This window comes from Tenacibaculum geojense, assembly GCF_042676005.1.
In the GTDB taxonomy this organism is placed as follows: Bacteria; Bacteroidota; Bacteroidia; order Flavobacteriales; family Flavobacteriaceae; genus Polaribacter; species Polaribacter geojense.
Genome location: NZ_JBHTJR010000044.1, coordinates 1 through 19,070 on the forward strand (window position 1 = coordinate 1; position 19,070 = coordinate 19,070).

Annotated in this window: 17 protein-coding genes; 3 read left to right on the plus strand and 14 right to left on the minus strand. The window is 31.8% G+C overall.

Translation table 11 applies throughout. The features are described 5' to 3' along the window. Positions 1-84: 84 nt before the first annotated feature. From ACFQ1U_RS07265 to kynU, 10 genes are all read right to left on the minus strand, one after another. The gene (locus ACFQ1U_RS07265; RefSeq protein WP_386106836.1) at positions 85-1,170 is read right to left on the minus strand and encodes an amidohydrolase family protein; all 1,086 of its coding nucleotides are present in this window, start codon (positions 1,168-1,170) and stop codon (positions 85-87) included. Between the two features lie 30 nt (positions 1,171-1,200). Continuing rightward, positions 1,201-1,728, minus strand: a complete 528-nt coding sequence (locus ACFQ1U_RS07270; RefSeq protein ID WP_386106838.1) for a 3-hydroxyanthranilate 3,4-dioxygenase — start codon at positions 1,726-1,728, stop codon at positions 1,201-1,203. A 77-nt stretch (positions 1,729-1,805) separates the two neighbouring features. Then, the gene (locus tag ACFQ1U_RS07275) at positions 1,806-2,591 is read right to left on the minus strand and encodes an SDR family oxidoreductase (protein WP_386106840.1); all 786 of its coding nucleotides are present in this window, start codon (positions 2,589-2,591) and stop codon (positions 1,806-1,808) included. 3 nt (positions 2,592-2,594) lie between these two features. Further along, on the minus strand, positions 2,595-2,810 hold the full coding sequence (locus ACFQ1U_RS07280) for a DUF6500 family protein (protein WP_386106842.1): 216 nt from the start codon (positions 2,808-2,810) through the stop codon (positions 2,595-2,597). Then, positions 2,803-4,245 (minus strand): aldehyde dehydrogenase, encoded by a 1,443-nt coding sequence (locus ACFQ1U_RS07285; protein WP_386106844.1) that lies wholly within the window; start codon positions 4,243-4,245, stop codon positions 2,803-2,805. Before ACFQ1U_RS07285 ends, ACFQ1U_RS07280 begins: the two co-directional genes overlap by 8 nt. Before the next feature lie 71 nt (positions 4,246-4,316). Beyond that, positions 4,317-4,715: a RidA family protein gene (locus ACFQ1U_RS07290; RefSeq protein ID WP_386106846.1), complete on the minus strand. Its 399-nt coding sequence runs from the start codon at positions 4,713-4,715 to the stop codon at positions 4,317-4,319. Between the two features lie 3 nt (positions 4,716-4,718). After that, positions 4,719-5,246 carry a DUF1697 domain-containing protein gene (locus ACFQ1U_RS07295; protein ID WP_386106848.1) on the minus strand — a complete coding sequence of 176 codons (528 nt, stop codon included), beginning with the start codon at positions 5,244-5,246 and terminating at the stop codon, positions 4,719-4,721. A 25-nt stretch (positions 5,247-5,271) separates the two neighbouring features. Further along, positions 5,272-6,684, minus strand: a complete 1,413-nt coding sequence (locus ACFQ1U_RS07300) for an FAD-dependent oxidoreductase (protein ID WP_386106850.1) — start codon at positions 6,682-6,684, stop codon at positions 5,272-5,274. Then, a complete protein-coding gene (locus ACFQ1U_RS07305; RefSeq protein WP_386106852.1) occupies positions 6,668-6,988 on the minus strand; it encodes a hypothetical protein in 321 nt (106 codons plus the stop codon). The genes ACFQ1U_RS07300 and ACFQ1U_RS07305 overlap by 17 nt, the downstream gene beginning before the upstream one ends. Before the next feature lies 1 nt (position 6,989). Then, positions 6,990-8,252 (minus strand): kynureninase, encoded by a 1,263-nt coding sequence (gene kynU, locus ACFQ1U_RS07310; RefSeq protein WP_386106901.1) that lies wholly within the window; start codon positions 8,250-8,252, stop codon positions 6,990-6,992. 157 nt (positions 8,253-8,409) lie between these two features. Between kynU and ACFQ1U_RS07315 the strand changes: the two genes are divergently transcribed. Then, a complete protein-coding gene (locus tag ACFQ1U_RS07315) occupies positions 8,410-9,831 on the plus strand; it encodes a hypothetical protein (protein ID WP_386106854.1) in 1,422 nt (473 codons plus the stop codon). Positions 9,832-9,934: 103 nt separating this feature from the next. Here the strand turns inward: ACFQ1U_RS07315 and serA are convergent, their stop codons facing one another. Next, positions 9,935-11,827, minus strand: coding sequence for a phosphoglycerate dehydrogenase (gene serA, locus ACFQ1U_RS07320; protein WP_386106856.1), 1,893 nt, complete (start codon positions 11,825-11,827; stop codon positions 9,935-9,937). A 136-nt stretch (positions 11,828-11,963) separates the two neighbouring features. Next, on the minus strand, positions 11,964-12,785 hold the full coding sequence (locus tag ACFQ1U_RS07325; RefSeq protein WP_386106858.1) for a hypothetical protein: 822 nt from the start codon (positions 12,783-12,785) through the stop codon (positions 11,964-11,966). 119 nt (positions 12,786-12,904) lie between these two features. On the opposite strand from ACFQ1U_RS07325, the gene gcvP reads away from it, so the two are divergent. Beyond that, a complete protein-coding gene (gene gcvP / locus ACFQ1U_RS07330; protein WP_386106860.1) occupies positions 12,905-15,760 on the plus strand; it encodes an aminomethyl-transferring glycine dehydrogenase in 2,856 nt (951 codons plus the stop codon). Positions 15,761-15,810: 50 nt separating this feature from the next. Here the strand turns inward: gcvP and ACFQ1U_RS07335 are convergent, their stop codons facing one another. Both ACFQ1U_RS07335 and ACFQ1U_RS07340 read right to left on the minus strand, forming a co-directional pair. Next, positions 15,811-16,098, minus strand: coding sequence for a hypothetical protein (locus tag ACFQ1U_RS07335; protein WP_386106861.1), 288 nt, complete (start codon positions 16,096-16,098; stop codon positions 15,811-15,813). 181 nt (positions 16,099-16,279) lie between these two features. After that, positions 16,280-17,917 (minus strand): ABC-F family ATP-binding cassette domain-containing protein, encoded by a 1,638-nt coding sequence (locus ACFQ1U_RS07340; RefSeq protein WP_386106863.1) that lies wholly within the window; start codon positions 17,915-17,917, stop codon positions 16,280-16,282. 184 nt (positions 17,918-18,101) lie between these two features. Here ACFQ1U_RS07340 and ACFQ1U_RS07345 point away from each other — a divergent pair, with 184 nt between their 5' ends. After that, positions 18,102-18,863, plus strand: coding sequence for a hypothetical protein (locus ACFQ1U_RS07345; protein WP_386106865.1), 762 nt, complete (start codon positions 18,102-18,104; stop codon positions 18,861-18,863). Positions 18,864-19,070: the final 207 nt, after the last annotated feature.

Genomic DNA, 19,070 nt, shown 5'->3' on the forward strand with positions numbered 1-19,070 from the left:
TTTTATACATAACAAAAAACCAGAGAAGCTAGCTTCTCTGGTTTAAATATATTTTTTAAAACTGTCAACCAATTTTAGGACGACTCATCCTAATATTTTATTAACTAAATTTTCTTTAGCTTTTTGATCGTCTCCAAACAACCATTGTAAAACGTTATCTTCCCACATTTCATTTTTCTCATCTTCAGTAATAATCTTACGTTCAATAGCTAAATCTAATATTTTACCAGGGTAAGATGACTGCTTTTCACTTTGCATTTCTCCTAATGGATATGGATCATCTAATCCAATTAAAACTTGACTAGAACCCTGATTTTTAATCAATAAATCCAACGAACCTGTATCATGTACAAGGGTATCGAAGAAAATATTTTTATGACCTACAGCTTTTCTAGGGTGAACCTTCCCTTCAAAAAGATCAGGTCTACCATCAAAACCTTGAATTCTTCTTCCTAAATTCATTTGTGCTAATTGTCCTCCATGAGCAAAACAAACACGCATGTTAGGAAACTTTTCATAATATCCATTTAAGGTTAAAAAATGATATGCATCTGCACATTGTGCTAACATCCAAATTAAATGAAACCTCCAACTAGTATTTTCTAATTTGATAAATTTTTCTCCATCATACGGATGTATTTCTACGGCTAAATTGTACTTATCTGCTAATTCAAAAATTGGTTCATTTTCTTCATCAAAAATACATCTCCAAGTACCAATTGTGTCCATATAATGCGTTGGTAAACATAATAAACGCATACCTAACACCTCAACGCACCTTTCAATTTCCCAACATGCACCTCTTACAAAACCAGGATGTACCACAAAACCACAAGTAAATTTATCTGGATGATCGTGTTGCACACGAGCATTAAAATCGTTTTGAAAACGAAGCGCTTGTTTCATTTCCTCTAATCGAAGACCATTACCATATAATTGAGAAAGATTTAATACTACTGCATGATCTATATTAAAATGTTCCATCCATGCTAGCTTTTCATCTAAAAAGAAACTGGAATCTGTAACGGGTCTACTCCAATCTTTTTGAAGCATGAATTTTCGATCTTTATCTACCCAAAAGATTCCTTTTTCTTGCATGAAATCTGGAATTTCCTCGGGATATGGAAGTAAATGAGAATGTCCATTAATTCTTAATTTACGTTTTGCCATGTTTGATTAGTTTGTTAGTTGTAGTTGATACTATACTTTATTAGGTTTTTCCATTACTGTACCGCATTTATCACAAGTACATTTCTGAATATCAGAATAATATTTGTCGAAAATAATAGGCATATCTGTTTCAATATTATCCAAAGGAAAAGTTTCTCTGTATAATTGATGTCCACAATTTTCACAATACCACTCTAAGGCATCTAACATTCCTTCTGATCTTGGATATTCTATAACCAAACCAACTGTATTTGCTTTTCTTTGAGGTGAATGTGGAACTTTTGCTGGTAACAAATAAATATCACCTTCATTAATTTCTACATCAATCATAGTTCCTTTATCATCAATAATTTTTAACACCATATCTCCTTCTACTTGGTAAAAGAATTCTGGGGTTTCATTATAATGATAGTCTTTACGGTTATTGGGTCCACCAACTACCATTACTATATATTCACCATTATCCCAAACCTGTTTGTTACCCACAGGTGGCTTTAATAAATGTCTATGCTCATCTATCCACTTTTTAAAATTAAGTGGTTGTACTAACTTACTCATATTATATGATGTTTTAAGTAAAAATATCTCCTGTTTAAAGATACAAAATGTTAAATATCTATATATTAACCAATAGCTTATAAACTTTTTGTTCTTCCTCCATCAACAGGCAAATTAACTCCGTTAATATACCCTGCGCGTTCACTTGCTAAAAAAGTTACAGCGCTTGCTGTTTCCTCTGGTTGTGCAAAACGTTTAGCAGGTATTGCATTTTTCATCATTAATTCAACATCTTCTGCTTTTTTACCAGTTTTACTTGCCTTATTATTAATTATTTCATTTAAACGCTCGGTAGCTGTTGCCCCTGGTAATACATTATTAACCGTAATTCCAAACTGTCCCAATTCATTAGCCAGCGTTTTACTCCAGTTTGCAACAGCACCTCGAATTGTATTTGAAACACCTAAACCATCTAAAGGTTGTTTTACTGAGGTAGAAATAATATTAATAATTCTTCCATATCCCTCCTGTTTCATATAAGGTACTAACGCCTGTACTAATACATGATTACATTTTAAATGCATGGTAAATGCACGTTCAAATTCATCTAACTTAGCATCAAAAGCAGGTCCGCCAGCAGGTCCGCCTGTATTATTAATTAAAATATGAAACTTTGAATTATTATTTTGTAAAACTGTATTTAGAGCGTTAGGATTTGAAAAATCTGCTACCAAATACGTGTGCTTTTGGTCTTGACTAGATTCTGCTTGAATTTCTGATAAAACAGCTTTCAGTTTATCTTCATTTCTGGCTATTAAAGTAACATTTACGCCTTCTTTAGCTAAAGCTATAGCGGTAGCTTTTCCAATACCTTGTGTACTTCCACATACTAAGGCGTTTTTATTTTGTAATTCTAAATTCATTGTTTAGATATTTTTAATCATCTTTTTAATTTTAATTGCTTTCTCAAAATGATCTAATTGATGTGTTTTAATCCACCATTCAGCAACTTCCATTAACAACTCTGGTGTGTCATTTTTATTCTTGAAAAAGGCATAAAAAGAAAGACCTACATTGTCTCCTTTTTTCTGTATTTTTTCATCGCATATTTTTATAATTCTCTCTCTTATTTCTTTATTCATATTTAATACAAATATTTTTTGGCTCTGTAAAAAAGCGTAAGGCCTCAAAACCTCCTTCTCTTCCAACACCACTAGCTTTAGTTCCGCCAAAGGGTGTACGGAGGTCTCTTAAAAGCCACGTGTTTACCCATACTATTCCTGTTTGTAACAATTTAGAAAATTGCATGGTTCGTTGTAAATTATTTGTCCATAATGTAGCAGATAAACCATATACTACATCATTTGCTAATTGGAGGGCTTCCTCTTCAGACGAGAATGGCATTATAGTAACAATTGGACCAAAAATTTCTTCTTGATTAAGTTTACACTGATTATCATTTACTTCAATAATTGTTGGCTGTAAATAATATCCGTTCTCACTACCTTTAACCTCAACTTTTTTTCCTCCAAATAATATTTTTGCTCCTTCTTGCTCTGCAATATCAATGTAAGATGTTACTTTCTGTAAATGTTCTTTAGAAACCAAAGCTCCTATATTAGTATTTGCATCAAATGGATTTCCTACTTTTAGTTCAGATACTTTTAGAATAAAATCTTTTTTAAACTTTTTATAAATAGATTTCTCCACAAAAATTCGACTTCCACATAAACAAATTTGACCTTGATTTGCAAAAGATGATCTAACTGTTGTTGCCAACATGTCATCATAATTACAATCAGCAAAAATGATATTCGGATTCTTTCCTCCTAATTCTAAAGACAACTTTTTAAACATTGGGGCAGCTACGCTTGCTATATGTGCGCCTGTTTTGGTCCCGCCTGTAAATGAAATCGCCTTAATATTAGGATGCGCTACAATTGCTTGTCCTGTAGTACCTCCTAAACCATGAACTATATTTAAAACTCCTTTTGGCAAGCCTGCTTCTATACAAATTTCAGACAGTAAATAGGCGGTCATCGGTGTTACTTCACTAGGTTTAGCTACCACACAATTACCAGCAGCGATTGCAGGAGCAATCTTCCACGTAAATAAATACAATGGTAAATTCCATGGAGAAATACAACCAACTACTCCAATAGGTTGACGTAACGTAAAATTCATCACTCCTAAACCAACACTCTCATGTGCTTCTGATGAAAACTGTGTAATAGCATCTGCAAAAAACTGAAAATTTGACGATGCTCTCGGAATATCAATTGCTTTGGCTAAACTTAAAGGTTTGCCATTATCTTTAGCTTCTGCTTCAGCTAAAACATCCAATTTTTGTTCAATTAAACGAGCTATGTTGGAAAGAATTTTACTTCTATTTGCTAATGTTGTAGTTGACCAAGCTGGAAAAGCCTTTTTAGCCGATTGATATGCTTCTTCTACATCCTTATTGTTAGAATTGGGAATCTGACCATATATTTCACCAACAGAGGGGTTGAAATTATCAATATAACTGTCAGAAAATGGTGTTACTAATTCGCCGTTTATGTAGTTTTTTATCTTCATTGTACTCATTAGATGAAAGAGTCTAAAATAAAGAACATAATCTTCTCATTCTCTATCTCCTTTAAGGTTTTTTATTTCTTGTATGCCGTAACTTTTATCTCTACCACCAAATCTGGGTGTGGTAATTGATGGACAGCTACTGTAGTTCTTGTTGGGCCATTTTCTTTTTCAAAAAACTCTGCATATGCTTTATTATAACCTGCAAAATCATTCATGTTCACTAAAAACGTAGTAACATCTACTACATCTTTTAAACTAGCTCCAACAGTTTGAAGGTTTTTGTCTATATTTTTCAAGACCTCTCTAGTTTGTATTTCAATGTCTAACTTTTTTGTATTCATTTCATCAATAAGCTCTACTCCAGCGATGGTGTTATCTGGTCGTCTAGAACTCGTACCTGAAACAAAAATAAAATCACCTACTATTTTAACATGAGGGTAGGCGCCTCTTGGTGTTACTTTTTTTTCCATTTTTTATACCTTAATCTCTTTAGATAATTCAAGTAGCTTTAAAGTTGTTTTTAAATTTCTTGTGGTTGCAACTACGTTCAGTTTCTTTTCAAACAAATTGTTTGTTAATTTAGTTTTCCCGTAACCTCCAACTGCATTTACATACACAACATCATCTATTATTTTATAAGTATCTGCTTTTACATCAACTTCAATACTTTTTATTTCTGAGGCTTCTGATAAGAAAGTAAAGTATTGTTGTTTTTTATCCTCGTTTGTATAAGGATTATTATGAATGGCTTTTTCCCAGGCTTGTATAGTTTTAACTAATACAGGAACATCATAACCAAAAGTATTTGCTATACCCTGTTTGATTGTATTTTTAACTATCGAAATTTCATCGGTAGATTTTAAAACTATATTTCCACTTTGTATATATGTTTTTACTTCTGTAAAATTTAAATCCGATAGCATAACTTTTAACTCTTGCATTGAAAGTTTATTCTTTCCTGAAACATTTATCCCTCTTAACAAAACAATATAGCAATTCATTACATCTAATCTTTTAACTTACATTTTATTTCAATCCAGCAATTTTATCTTCTTCTAAAATTTCATTGGTTTGTTCTTGAACTTTTTTCAATATTATTTCAAGTTCTTTTGTTGTCATTTCTAAAGATGTTGACACCTCATCATCTGCAATTAAGTTTAACAATGCTTTATCTTGTGCTCTCCCTATATTCATGGCTTCTGCATAAGGTATATTTTCATTAAATGTAACCATAGAATATTTAGAAAAATAATGTTCAGGAAAAGCTTTTTCTAAATCCATTTCTATTTTTCTTTTTTCTTTAAACAATGGATTTGCTACATGATCTCGCATTTCATAATAGTTATCAATTGCTAAATCTGCAATTGCATCGGTGTTTTGTTTTCTGTTTTGTTCGTATGCTTTAAAAACTTTTTCCCAATCTCCTTCGTACATATCTAGCATACTATCAAACACTAAAACATCTTCAAAAGAAGCATTCATTCCTTGCCCGTAAAAAGGAACAATAGCGTGAGCAGCGTCACCTATTAATAGCGTTTTATTTTGATAAGACCATGGTGAACATTTAACTGTTCCTAAAGCACCTGTTGGATTGTTAACAAACTCATCTTTAATACTTGGAATTAGTGCTAATGCATCTGGAAATTCTTTTTGAAAAAAAGTTGTAATTGCCTCCTCTGATGTTAAATTATTAAAGTTGTACTCACCTTCATCATAACTTAAAAATAACGTTACTGTAAAGCTACCATCTAAATTTGGAAGCGCTATTAACATATAATCTCCACGTGGCCAAATATGTAAATGATCTTTACTTATTTGGTGATTCCCTAATGCATCCGCTGGAATCTCTAACTCTTTGTATCCGTGTGTTAGATAGTTTTGAGAATAACTAAATAAGAACTTTCTTTCTAAATAATAGCTTTTTCTCAAAGAAGAACCAGCCCCGTCTGCTCCAAAAATAACATCTCCTTTTACTTTGGTTTCTTCTTGGGTAGTATAACATTTAAAAGTTGCTTCATTGTTTTCTAAAGAAACTCGTTTACATTTCTTATTAAAGTAAATAGTTACATTTTCATGTTTTTCAGCTTCAGTAAGTAAAATTGCATTTAAATCTCCTCTTGAAATGGAATTGATATACTCTCCTTCTCTTCCAGAATAATTAGAGTTGAATGTATTCCCTTCTTTGTCATGAATTAACCTACCATACATAGGAATACAAATTTCTTTAGCCAATTTATCGACACCCGCTAAACGAAGTGCCTTGAAACCTCTGTCTGACAATGCTAAGTTTATAGAACGGCCAGCAGAAATATCTACTTTACGTAAATCTGGTCTGCTTTCATAAACAGTAACTTTATAACCTCTTTGTGCTAAACGTAAAGCTAATAGACTACCACATAAACCAGCTCCAATTATTAATATATTATCTTTTGTACTCATTACTTAAATCTCCATTTGAATTGAAAAAAATATCGAAAGAACTAAAACTTATGATAAAATGATCTCCTTTTTGCATTGAAGAATGTGGTATATCATGTTTATTCACAAACTCTAGCAACTCATTTTTTGTTTTAAAAGAGTTGAGCATATTTTTTAAAATTTGAGCATCGCTCTGATATTCATTTAAAACCACATCAGTGTAAGAATTAGTTACAGCATTGTCTAAAGCAATATAAAACCATCCTATATTGGTAACAATTAACAAAAACAAACACACAAAAAAGAGAAACCTCCACCATTTCATTTTATAATAGTGTTTTTAATATCGAAACCATTGTAAATACATCTTCAAAAGTATTATACATTGGTACAGGGGCGCATCTAATAACATCTGGTTCACGCCAATCGGTTATAATATTTTTATCCGTTAATTTTTGATGTAGTGACTTATCAGCATTTTTTACCTGAATAGATAATTGACAACCTCTTTCTGATGTTTTTGTAGGTGTTATTATTTTTATCCTATCTGTATCTATTTCGTTAATTAAAAACTCAAAATATCCTGTTAACTTTTCAGATTTCTCTCTCAATGCGTCCATACCAATTTCATCAAACATATCTAAAGATGCTCTTATAGCTGCCATAGATAATATAGGTGGGTTAGACAATTGCCATCCTTCTGCCCCTGGCATAACATCAAAAGGTTGACGCATATTAAACCGTGTTTCTTTATTATGATTCCACCATCCAGCAAACCTTGGTAAATCTTTATTATTCGCATGTTTTTCATGAACAAATAACCCTGCTAAACTTCCAGGCCCTGAATTTAAATACTTATAAGTACACCAAGCAGCAAAATCAACACCGCTTTCATGTAAATTTGGCTGTATATTTCCAGCTCCATGAGCTAAATCTATACCAACCATGCAGTTTTTAGCATGACCTAATTCTGCAATTCTTTTTAAATCTAAATACTGACCCGTGTAGTAATTTAATCCGCCAATTAACAATAAGGCAATAGCATCTCCGTCTTTTTCTAAAATGTTTTCTAAATCTTCAATATGTAAAAGCTCTTCTCCTTTTCTTGGTGACCATTCTACTAATGCTTCTTTGGGGTTGAAACCATGAAATTTAAGTTGAGATTCAACCGCATAACGATCTGACGGAAAAGCATCACTTTCTATTACTATTTTGAATTTTGTTTTTGTTGGCTGATAAAATGAAACCATTAACAAGTGAAGATTCGTAGTTAACGTATTCATTACTACTACTTCTATTGGTTTTGCTCCAACTATTTTTGCCATTTTATTGGTTAATAGCTCATGGTAAGGCATCCACGGATTTTTGGCTTCAAAATGTCCTTCTACTCCAAATTTTGCCCAATCATCTAATTCTTGTTGTATATATTGTTGTGTAGTTTTAGGTTGAAGCCCAAGAGAGTTTCCTGTAAAATATAACCACGGATTCCCTTTTTTATCAGTTGGAATATGAAATTTATCTCTTAAATAAGAAAGTTTATCTTCATTATCTTGTTGTTGTGCGTAAGCTAACGTGTTTTGATAATTCATTAACAAAATAGATTTTATCCAAAGATAAAAAACTAAACCTAAACTTTTCATGCTTTAGTTTTTAGTGCTCATACCTTAATTAAATTCACTTAAGACATTGTTTGAATTACAAACTCTTAAAAAATGTAACTTTAATCTCAAATCAAATTACTTACCCATGAAAACTATCAAACTTGTAACCGCCTTTGCATGTATAACCATGCTAACATCTTGTGAGAAAAAAGAAAAAAAAGAAAATATTAAAACTAACGTTTATGCAATTATTGAAAACAATGATTCTTGTTTAGCCTCTTCATCTTGGTTTGCTATGGATTCTTTAACAGGAAAAAGAAAAACAGAAGCTCCAAAAGAAGGAAAGTCAAGTGTTTTTGGAAATAATAAAACGGTATCAAATTGTGATTTTCATCAATGGTCATGGCAAAAATTTCTTTGGCTAACCAATGATGTTTCAGGAGAACCTTTATTTTTAAAAGAATTAATACAGGTTGATAACCAAAATACTCCAGTAAAACAACTTAATGGCAATCAAAAAATTATTCTTACTGCAACAGACAATGTTCAGGCAACGGGAGATATCTTAAAAACAAATAAAAGTTTTAGTGTAGATAACAATAGTTACGATGTATATTATTCTATTCACGTAAATAATATTCTACATAAAAGCATCGAGAAATATGCAGTAATGGATAAAGATAAATACACCGATGCTACTTTTCCTGTTGGTTCTTTAGAATTAAAAGTAGCTTGGGTAGATGCTAAAGCTATAAAAGATAATAGTTCCTATTTTATAACTAATGCTGTTTTAAATGGAGAAGACACAAAAATAGCTTTATTAGGAATGCATGTTGTAGGGCTTGTTTATAATCATCCTGAATTTATTTGGGCTACTTTTGAGCATGATGATTTAGTTCCGTATTATAATTGGAAAGAAACTACAACAAATGATATTCCAGTTACCACGAAAAACAACAAACTTTTCTTCAATAAAAACGCAACTGGAACAATTGACAACCTTGCTAGTCATTATAAAAACCCTTCAAAAGATAGTTCAAACGTATTTGCTGTTAATAAATATGGAGTACCACGAACATCTAAAAATGGGTATTTAAAAACTAGTCAAGATGGTAAAACTAATTATGACAATATTGAAGCAATAAATAAAAATGTTAAATCTCAACTAAAAGATATTTGGAAAAACTATTATTACAATGGCTCTATTTGGATTGACACTGAAGGCTATAGCTATCCTACTGAACAAGCTAAATTACTAAATGAATTAGGGAGTGATTTAAGTAATTCTGCTCCGAACAAATTAACTAGAGGGTCTGTAGCTGCTTATAATATTACTATGGAAACCTTTGAGCAACTAGGATTTAATCCTCCAGCTACAATTCATGAACAATCAGTAACTACTATGGGAAATTGTTTTTCTTGTCATAGTAGTAGTAAAAAAGGCTCTCCATTAACAATTAGTCATATATTTAATGGCGCAGTGAGTCGTATTAAAGGCCTTTCTAAAAAAGAAACCAAACAAAAACATTTAAATGAAGTGCTAGATTTTGTAAATACTTTAGAATAGATCTATTTTCTAATAAAACATTACAACTAACCAAACTTACATAAAAAAAGCCTAGTTAATTTAAAATTAACTAGGCTTAAATTTAATTAAAATAGTTACTATTTTAATATAAAACTCTAAAGCGAATAGTACCTTCTACTTCACGTAGTTTTTTAATTACTTCTTGATTGTATTCTTTATCAACATCTGTAATTACATATCCAACCTTTTCATCAGTAGATAAAAATTGTCCTGTAATATTTAACTCATACTTAGCTAGTAACTTATTTATTTTAGCCATTACACCAGGCACATTTTTATGAATGTGTAAAAAGCGGTGTGCATTGTGTTGTTTTGGCAATCTGATATTTGGAAAGTTTACTGCGTCAACAGTGTTTCCAGAATTAATGTATGCCATTATTTTACCTGGAACAAAATCTGCAATATCTCTTTGTGCCTCTTCTGTGCTTCCTCCAACATGAGGAGTTAAAATTACATTAGGTAATCCTTTTAATTCTGTATAAAAATCTCCATTTTTTCTTGGCTCTTCAGGGTACACGTCTACCGCCGCACCTGCTATTTTTCCTGATTTTAATGCAGCGACTAGTGCCGCAATATCTACCACAAAACCTCTTGAAAGATTCACTAAATGCGCCCCTTCTTTCATTTGAGCTATTTCTTTAGCTCCTATAAAGTTTTTATTTAAAGCGTTATCATCTACATGTAAAGTAACAACATCAGAAATGGCTAATAAATCTGACAAAGAATTCATTTTAGTAGCGTTTCCTAAAGCTAGTTTGTCTTCAACATCATAGTAATACACATCCATTCCTAAGGCCTCTGCCAAAACAGATAATTGTTTACCAATATTTCCGTAACCTACTATTCCTAGTTTTTTACCTCTAACCTCTTTAGAACCTTGTGCTGTTTTGTTCCATTGACCATTATGTAGCTCAGAACTTCGTTGAAAAACACTTCGCATTAACATAATAATCTCTCCAATAGCCAATTCAACTACAGATCTGGTGTTACTGTAAGGTGCATTAAAAACAACAACTCCTTCTTCTTTACATGCATCTAAATTTATTTGCTTTGTCCCAATACAAAAAGCACCAACTGCTAATAATTTAGGAGCATTTTTAATAACTTTTTCTGTTACTTGAGTTTTGGATCTTATTCCTAACACATGAACATCTTGTAATTTTTCTATTAATTCGTCTTCAGATAAACTTCTAGAAATGGTTTCAACGGTAAATCCGTCGTTACTAAATTTTTCATACGCATCTGGATGAATGTTTTCTAACAATAACATTTTGATGCGGTTTTTTGGATAAGATATATTTCTTGGCAAATCGTTTATGTATAAAAATTCGTCTAAATTTGGTGTAATATAATCGGCATTCTGTACCGTTTTTTCTCGAGTAACGTTTTCAGTAAAGGCAAAAAACTTGTCAGCTACACCTGCTTCACGAGTTACATAATCGCTGTAACCATCTCCAATAACCTGAATTTCACCTTGTAATTTCATGTTTTTTAAACACTGAATTTTACCATTGTGTGAAGATAAAACATTATCTCTATCAAAACCTATAATATCTCCTACCTCATTAAACTCAAAAGTGTTAGCATACACTCTACTTGATGGAATATTATAAGCGGCAACTATAGGATCTATAAATTCTTTAAAACCTGCTGAAATCACATAGATATCGTCAGCATATTTTTCAAAAAACTCTTTGTTGTTCTCAATTGACGAGGATACTAGCTTTTTTAGTTCTTCAATTAATAGAGTTAAATCGGATCGTTTAGCATTTAATAGCTTTATTCTTCTTTCTAAAGATTGGGTGAAAGATATTTCACCATCTATCCCTAAATTAGTGATATTGATAATCTCTTCAATAATCTCATCTTTTTTGGGGTTTTGAGCTAATGTGATTTCAGCTAAAACATCCAGCGCTTCTACCCTAGTTAACGTACTATCAAAATCAAAAATATAATTCGTTTTTGAATTAATCATTGTGTGGTGTTGTGTTGTTTAGTTCCGAAAATTACAAAGCTTTTTTATTAAATACTACTGAAATAGATATTTAAAATAGTTTTTTAATATTTACTTTAAATACACCACATTTATTTATAATTACATAAAAAAAACGCTAATTATTAGTAAAAATTAAAAGTAAACACCACCATATTATAGGAACTGCTTCTACCCAAAAAGAAGCATAGTAACTTGTTTGCTTTCTTTTAGCTCTTTGTAACAGCACTAATAACAATAAAAAAACCACTAAAAAAACAGTTTTATAATTGGGTGAAGGTGTTATAAAAAACTCTAATAACATGGTAAAACCAAGCAATACAAAACCTAGCTTTTTAGTTCTTTCAATTCCAATGAGTTGCGGTATGGTTTGTAAATGCTTTTTATCGTATTGTAAATCTCTTATATCAAAAGGAAGTGTTAACACAATAACAAACAGTAAACGCTGCATTAAAAACAAGTTATCTTGATAATTAACTGGTAAAGAAACATCTAACAACGGAACAGAAACTGTTGTACCAGCCCAAACAATAGCTATTATTATTATTTTTAAAGATGCTATATTTCTTAGATTTTTTGTAAAACCGAATAAAAAAGGAACCGCATATAGCAATGTTAATAACGCTAATGGAATAAAAGCGATTAAGGTTTTATCTGCTAACTGCCAACCGTAAAACAACATCAATACAAAACAAACCAATGAGAAAAGCTGTATTAATCTTAAGTGCTTTGTTAAGCTTATGTGGTGTAATTTTGCTACACCAGCATATTTCACAAAATTATAGCCCGTAATAGTACCATAAAATATAAAATAATCTAACGGCTCGTTATAAGGTAAACCATAATAATCTTCGGTTATTCTAACCAAAGCATAAACCGCCAGTGCAACATGAATACTAGCGTTTATGTAAAATTTAAAGAGTGTTTTTATAAAATTCACAAAGCAAAGGTAATCTTTTGTTCATAACCTTAAAAAACGGTTGAAAATTTAACGGCAGATAGGTTAAAAAATCTTTAAGTTTTAATTATTTTTGACATCAGAAATAACAACACAAATCGATGAATACAAATTCGTTTCAGTTACGCCACATCGGACCAAGCTCTGGTGAGCAAGAAACTATGTTACAAACCATTGGAGTTGACAGTGTAGACCAACTTATTTACGAAACAATTCCAGATGATATTCGTTTACAACAAAGCCTAGATTTACCTGCTGCCTTAAGCGAATATGAATACTTAAACCACATAAATGAATTAGGTTCTAAAAACAAAGTTTTTAAAAGCTACATTGGTTTAGGATATCACGAAGCAATTTTACCAAGCGTTATTCAACGTAATATTTTAGAAAACCCAGGTTGGTACACTGCATACACACCGTACCAAGCTGAAATTGCACAAGGTAGGTTAGAAGCTTTGTTAAATTACCAAACTATGGTTTGTGATTTAACTGGTATGGAACTTGCCAATGCTTCTTTATTAGATGAAGGTACTGCAGCTGCCGAAGCTATGGCACTTTTATTTGATGTTAGAGAAAGAGCTAAAAAGAAAGCTGGTGCAAATAAGTTTTTTGTTTCTGAAGAAATATTACCACAAACGTTATCAGTATTAAAAACCCGTGCTATTCCAATTGGTATTGAATTAGTGATTGGAAACCATGCTGAATTTGATTTTTCTGATGAATTCTTTGGGGCTATTTTACAATACCCTGGCAAGTACGGACAAGTTTTTGATTATACCGCTTTTGTTGAAAATGCGAACGCAAACGATATTAAAGTAGCTGTTGCTGCAGACATTTTATCTTTAGCTGTTTTAAAAGCTCCCGGTGAATTTGGTGTAGATGTTGTTGTAGGAACTACACAACGTTTTGGAATTCCTTTAGGATATGGAGGACCGCATGCTGGTTACTTTGCTACTAAAGAAGCTTACAAAAGAAGTATTCCTGGTAGAATAATAGGGGTTACAAAAGATACTGATGGTGGACGTGCATTACGTATGGCGCTACAAACACGTGAACAACATATTAAGCGTGAAAGAGCAACGTCTAACATTTGTACTGCTCAGGTTTTATTAGCTGTTATGGCAGGGATGTATGCCGTGTATCATGGTAAAAATGGTATTGAATATATTGCTAACCGTGTTCATAATACTACGGCAACATTAGCTAAAGCTTTATCTAAATTAGGGTTTAAAAATAAAAACACTTCATTCTTTGATACTTTATTAATTGAAGTTGAAGCAGACGTTTTACGCCCAGTAGCAGAAGCACATAAAATAAACTTCAATTATATTGACGCTAACCATGTTTCTATTGCTATTAACGAAACTGTTGGTTTAAAAGAGCTAAATGCTATTATCGATTGTTTTGAGCAAGCATTTAATATTCAAGATATTCAGGTAACAGAATTAATTACTGCAGATGTAATTGAGGCTGGTGTTAAAAGAAACACTTCGTTTTTAAACAATGAAGTATTCAATAAGTATCATTCTGAAACAGATATGATGCGTTATATTAAAAAATTAGAACGTAAAGATTTAGCTTTAAATCACTCAATGATATCTTTAGGGTCTTGTACCATGAAGTTAAATGCTGCTTCTGAAATGTTGCCTTTAAGCAATCCACAATGGGGAAATATTCACCCTTTTGTACCTTTAAACCAAGCTGAAGGATATCAAACAGTTTTAAAAAACCTAGAACATCAATTAAACGTTGTTACTGGTTTTGCAGCAACATCATTACAACCAAACTCTGGTGCACAAGGTGAATTTGCTGGATTAATGGTTATTAGAGCATATCATTTAGCAAACGGAGATGCGCATAGAAACATTTGCTTAATTCCTTCATCTGCGCACGGAACCAATCCTGCATCAGCTGTAATGGCCGGTATGAAGGTAGTGGTTACCAAAACAGATGAAAGAGGAAATATAGATGTTGAAGATTTACGTGAAAAAGCTGAAAAACACAAAGATAATTTAGCTGCTTTAATGGTTACGTACCCATCTACTCATGGAGTATTTGAAAAAGCTATTAAAGAAATTACGCAAATTATTCATGATAATGGTGGGCAAGTTTATATGGATGGTGCCAACATGAATGCTCAAGTAGGATTAACAAATCCAGCAACCATTGGTGCCGATGTTTGTCACTTAAACCTACATAAAACATTTGCAATACCTCATGGTGGTGGTGGACCAGGTGTTGGACCAATTTGTGTTGCTCCACAGTTAGTTCCGTTCTTACCAACTAATCCAGTAATTAGCACAGGTGGAGACAATCCTATAACTGCTATTTCAGCAGCTCCTTGGGGATCTGCATTGGCTTGTTTAATTTCTTACGGATATATTACCATGTTAGGTTCTGAAGGTTTAACAAACGCTACCAAAATAGCTATTTTAAACGCTAATTATATGAAAGAGCGTTTACAAGGCCACTTCAAGACCTTATATACAGGAGAAATGGGACGTGCTGCTCACGAAATGATTTTAGACTGTCGTGAATTTAAACAAAACGGTATTGAAGTAGTTGATATTGCTAAACGTTTAATGGATTATGGATTCCATGCGCCAACAGTTTCTTTTCCAGTAGCAGGTACAATAATGGTGGAACCAACTGAAAGTGAAAGCATTGTTGAGTTAGATCGTTTTTGTGATGCTTTAATTTCTATCAGACAAGAAATTAGCAACGTTACCAAAGAAGACAATAACAACGTATTAAAAAATGCTCCGCATACTCAAGAAATGTTAACGGCTGATGAATGGGACTTACCATATTCACGTAAACAAGCTGCTTTTCCTCTTGAATATATTGCTGAAAATAAATTTTGGCCATCTGTTAGAAGAGTAGATGATGCTTATGGTGACAGAAACTTAATTTGTTCGTGTAACCCTATTGAAGATTATATGCAAGCAGAAGCTTAATATTCAAAACATATAAAACTAAAAAACCTCGCCAATGGCGAGGTTTTTGTTTATACTACACTAATAATTCTAGACAAAGGTATAATGGTAGATTCTTTTAATATTACTGATTTATCGGTGACACCCCATATGGTGGTTTCTACTTTTTTATAGCCCGAAGCATCAGCAAACAATATTTTTACTTTTTGATGTTCTATATTTCCTAAGTATAAAGCTCTTTGAATGTCTTTAAAACGACTTACAATAGCATTCTTTTTTTGTAGTACTTCTTCTTTAGGGAATTTTAGAAATTTGATTTGTTCTTTTGCAATTGCTTTGAATTTAGCACTTGTTCTCATTTTTTGGGGATTTTAGGGATTAATAGATTTTATGAAATTCAAATCAAAAAACTTGATTTATTGACAATATATTAATTTTAAAAACAAAATACAATTAATAAAATCATAAAAGTTTACTTCGTTTAAAAAAATGTCAACAAGTAAAAACAATATAATTCCTAAAAGACCTGATACAGAAGGTTTAACTCATTAAATTGATATCTGCTATTTTATTAATTCGATTTCTTTCTAAAAACGCATCAATAGTTTCAAAGTGTTCTATTACTCGTTGATTTTTGAATTCAAATACTTTTTTAGATAATCCTTGCAAGAAATCACGATCATGCGAAACTAAAATCATAGTACCATCAAAAGACTGTAAGGCTTCTTTTAACACGTCTTTGGATTTTAAATCTAAGTGATTCGTAGGCTCATCTAAAATCAATAAATTCACTGGTTCTAACAATAATTTTACCATTGCCAAACGCGTACGCTCACCACCTGATAATACACCAACTTTTTTATCTAAGTCATCGCCACTAAACATAAAACGACCTAAAATATTTTTAATTTGAGTTCTAATATCACCTTCAGCAACCTCATCAACAGTTTGAAAAATAGTTAAATCCGGATCTAACAAAGCAGCTTGATTCTGTGCAAAATACCCCACTTTTACATTGTGTCCTAAGGCACAGGTTCCGTCCACATCAATTTCACCTAAAATAGCTTTTATCATGGTAGATTTTCCTTCTCCGTTTCTACCTACAAAACATACCTTATCTCCTCTTGCTATGGATAAATTAGCATCAGAAAACACTACTTTATCTTCATAAGATTTAGCCACATCTTTAACTGTAACCGGATAATCTCCTGAACGTGGTGCCGGAGGAAAACGTAATTTTAAAGCTGAATTATCAATCTCATCAATTTCAATAATTTCTAACTTTTCTAACATACGCTCACGTGAAGCCACCTGATTGGTTTTAGAATACGTTCCTTTAAAACGCTCGATAAACGCTTTGGTTTCTGCAATAAACTTCTGTTGTTCATCGTATGCTTTTTGCTGATGCGCTCTACGTTCTTTTCGCAATTCTAAGTAATGCGAGTAGTTGGCTTTATAATCGTAAATACGGCCCATAGTAACCTCAATAGTACGATTGGTAATATTATCAATAAACGCTTTATCGTGCGAAATTACCATTACCGCATTGGCTTTATTTACTAAAAAATCTTCCAACCAAATTACCGATTCAATATCAATATGGTTAGTAGGCTCATCTAATAAAATTAAGTCGGGTTTTTGTAATAAAATTTTAGCCAACTCAATACGCATTCGCCATCCACCACTAAACTCTTTGGTTTGACGATTAAAATCTGCGGCTGTAAACCCTAAACCTTTTAACGCCTTTTCAACCTCAGCATCATAATTAACATCTTCTAAGGCGTAGTATTTTTCACCTAAGTCAGAAACACGTTCAATAATTTTCATGTACGCTTCACTCTCATAATCGGTTCGCGTTTCCAACTCTTTATTTAAGTGTTCCATTTCATCGCGCATTTCAAAAACGTGTTGAAAAGCTTTGGCTGTTTCTTCAAAAACGGTACAATCATCTTCTGTAAGTAAGTGCTGTGGTAAGTAAGCAATTACGGTTTCTTTAGGAGCTCTTACGGCACCGCGTGTAGCTTTTTGTACACCTGCCACAATTTTCATCATGGTAGATTTTCCTGCGCCGTTTTTACCCATTAAGGCTATTTTATCGGTAGGATTAATTACAAACGACACATCACTAAACAAGGTAGAACCACTAAACTCTACCGCTAAATTATCTACAGAAATCATACGTTATTTTTAAGGCTGCAAAAGTAGGAAAAAAGTACGTTGCTTGTCACCTTATTTATTAAACTGATTGTTAAAAACTTAATTTGTTTCTTAACGTGTTTTTGGTGAAATTCGCTATAGATGACTATAGTTCATTAAAACGAAACTATAGTCTTTAATAGTAGTAAAAAATAGCTCCGAAAAAATGAAATCTAAAAAAGAAAAGTTTACTGAACTATTGAATAGTTTAAATACTGAGTTGGTAAATGATGAACACAAGTATATTGGAACTGGAAATCCATATTCCGATATTCTAATTATAGGTAAAGAAACTGCTTTTGAAAAAAATTCAGAACAATATAAAACCGAAATACTAGGAAACTTTAATTTTTGGTTAAAGGAAGAAGTTACGAATGAAAAGCAATTAATTTATAATGAATTTAATCCAAGATTTCCTTACAAAGGACAATTACTAAAAAAAGATAATGGGAAAGGAAATATGGGAACAAGTGTAACATGGATGAATTATCAAAAATTGATTAATTATATCTTTGACACTCCTCTAAATAATAATATCGATTTCCACGACAAAGCATTTATAACAGAGGTTAATTCAACCCCTAGTAAAAAAACGATAAACGCTGACAGCTCTTCAATAATATTTAGAAAAGAAAATATATTAAACTCTGACTTTTTTAGAAGCTTTAAGGTTGTTATAATTTCTGGTGTTGGTTATTTTAATATTAACGAAGAAAAGAATGAAATTGAAGACATATTTAAAGTTAAATTTCTAAACCTTAAAAATGCTGATAATAAATCTTCTCAACCGTATTGGATACATCGTAATAAAGACAACACTATTTTAATTAACTGTTATCAACTTAGCATTGGAATTTCAGATAATTTATTGAAAGAAATAGCTACTACGATAAAAAATCAAAATATTTTAGATATAAAAAATGATTAAGACAAATGTAACGTGTCGCTAAATTTTACAGCAATGGCTAAACTTTATGTGGGTTTTTATTTCTTTCCTATAATTTTTAGGCTTTTTTACTTTATCCAATTAAACTTATTTGATTAATTTTAAGTCGATAAAGAAAAAGTCTAAGCTAAGTGGCTCACTTATCAACTCCCTCACTAAACTTATACAAAACCAACAGCGAAAATCTCA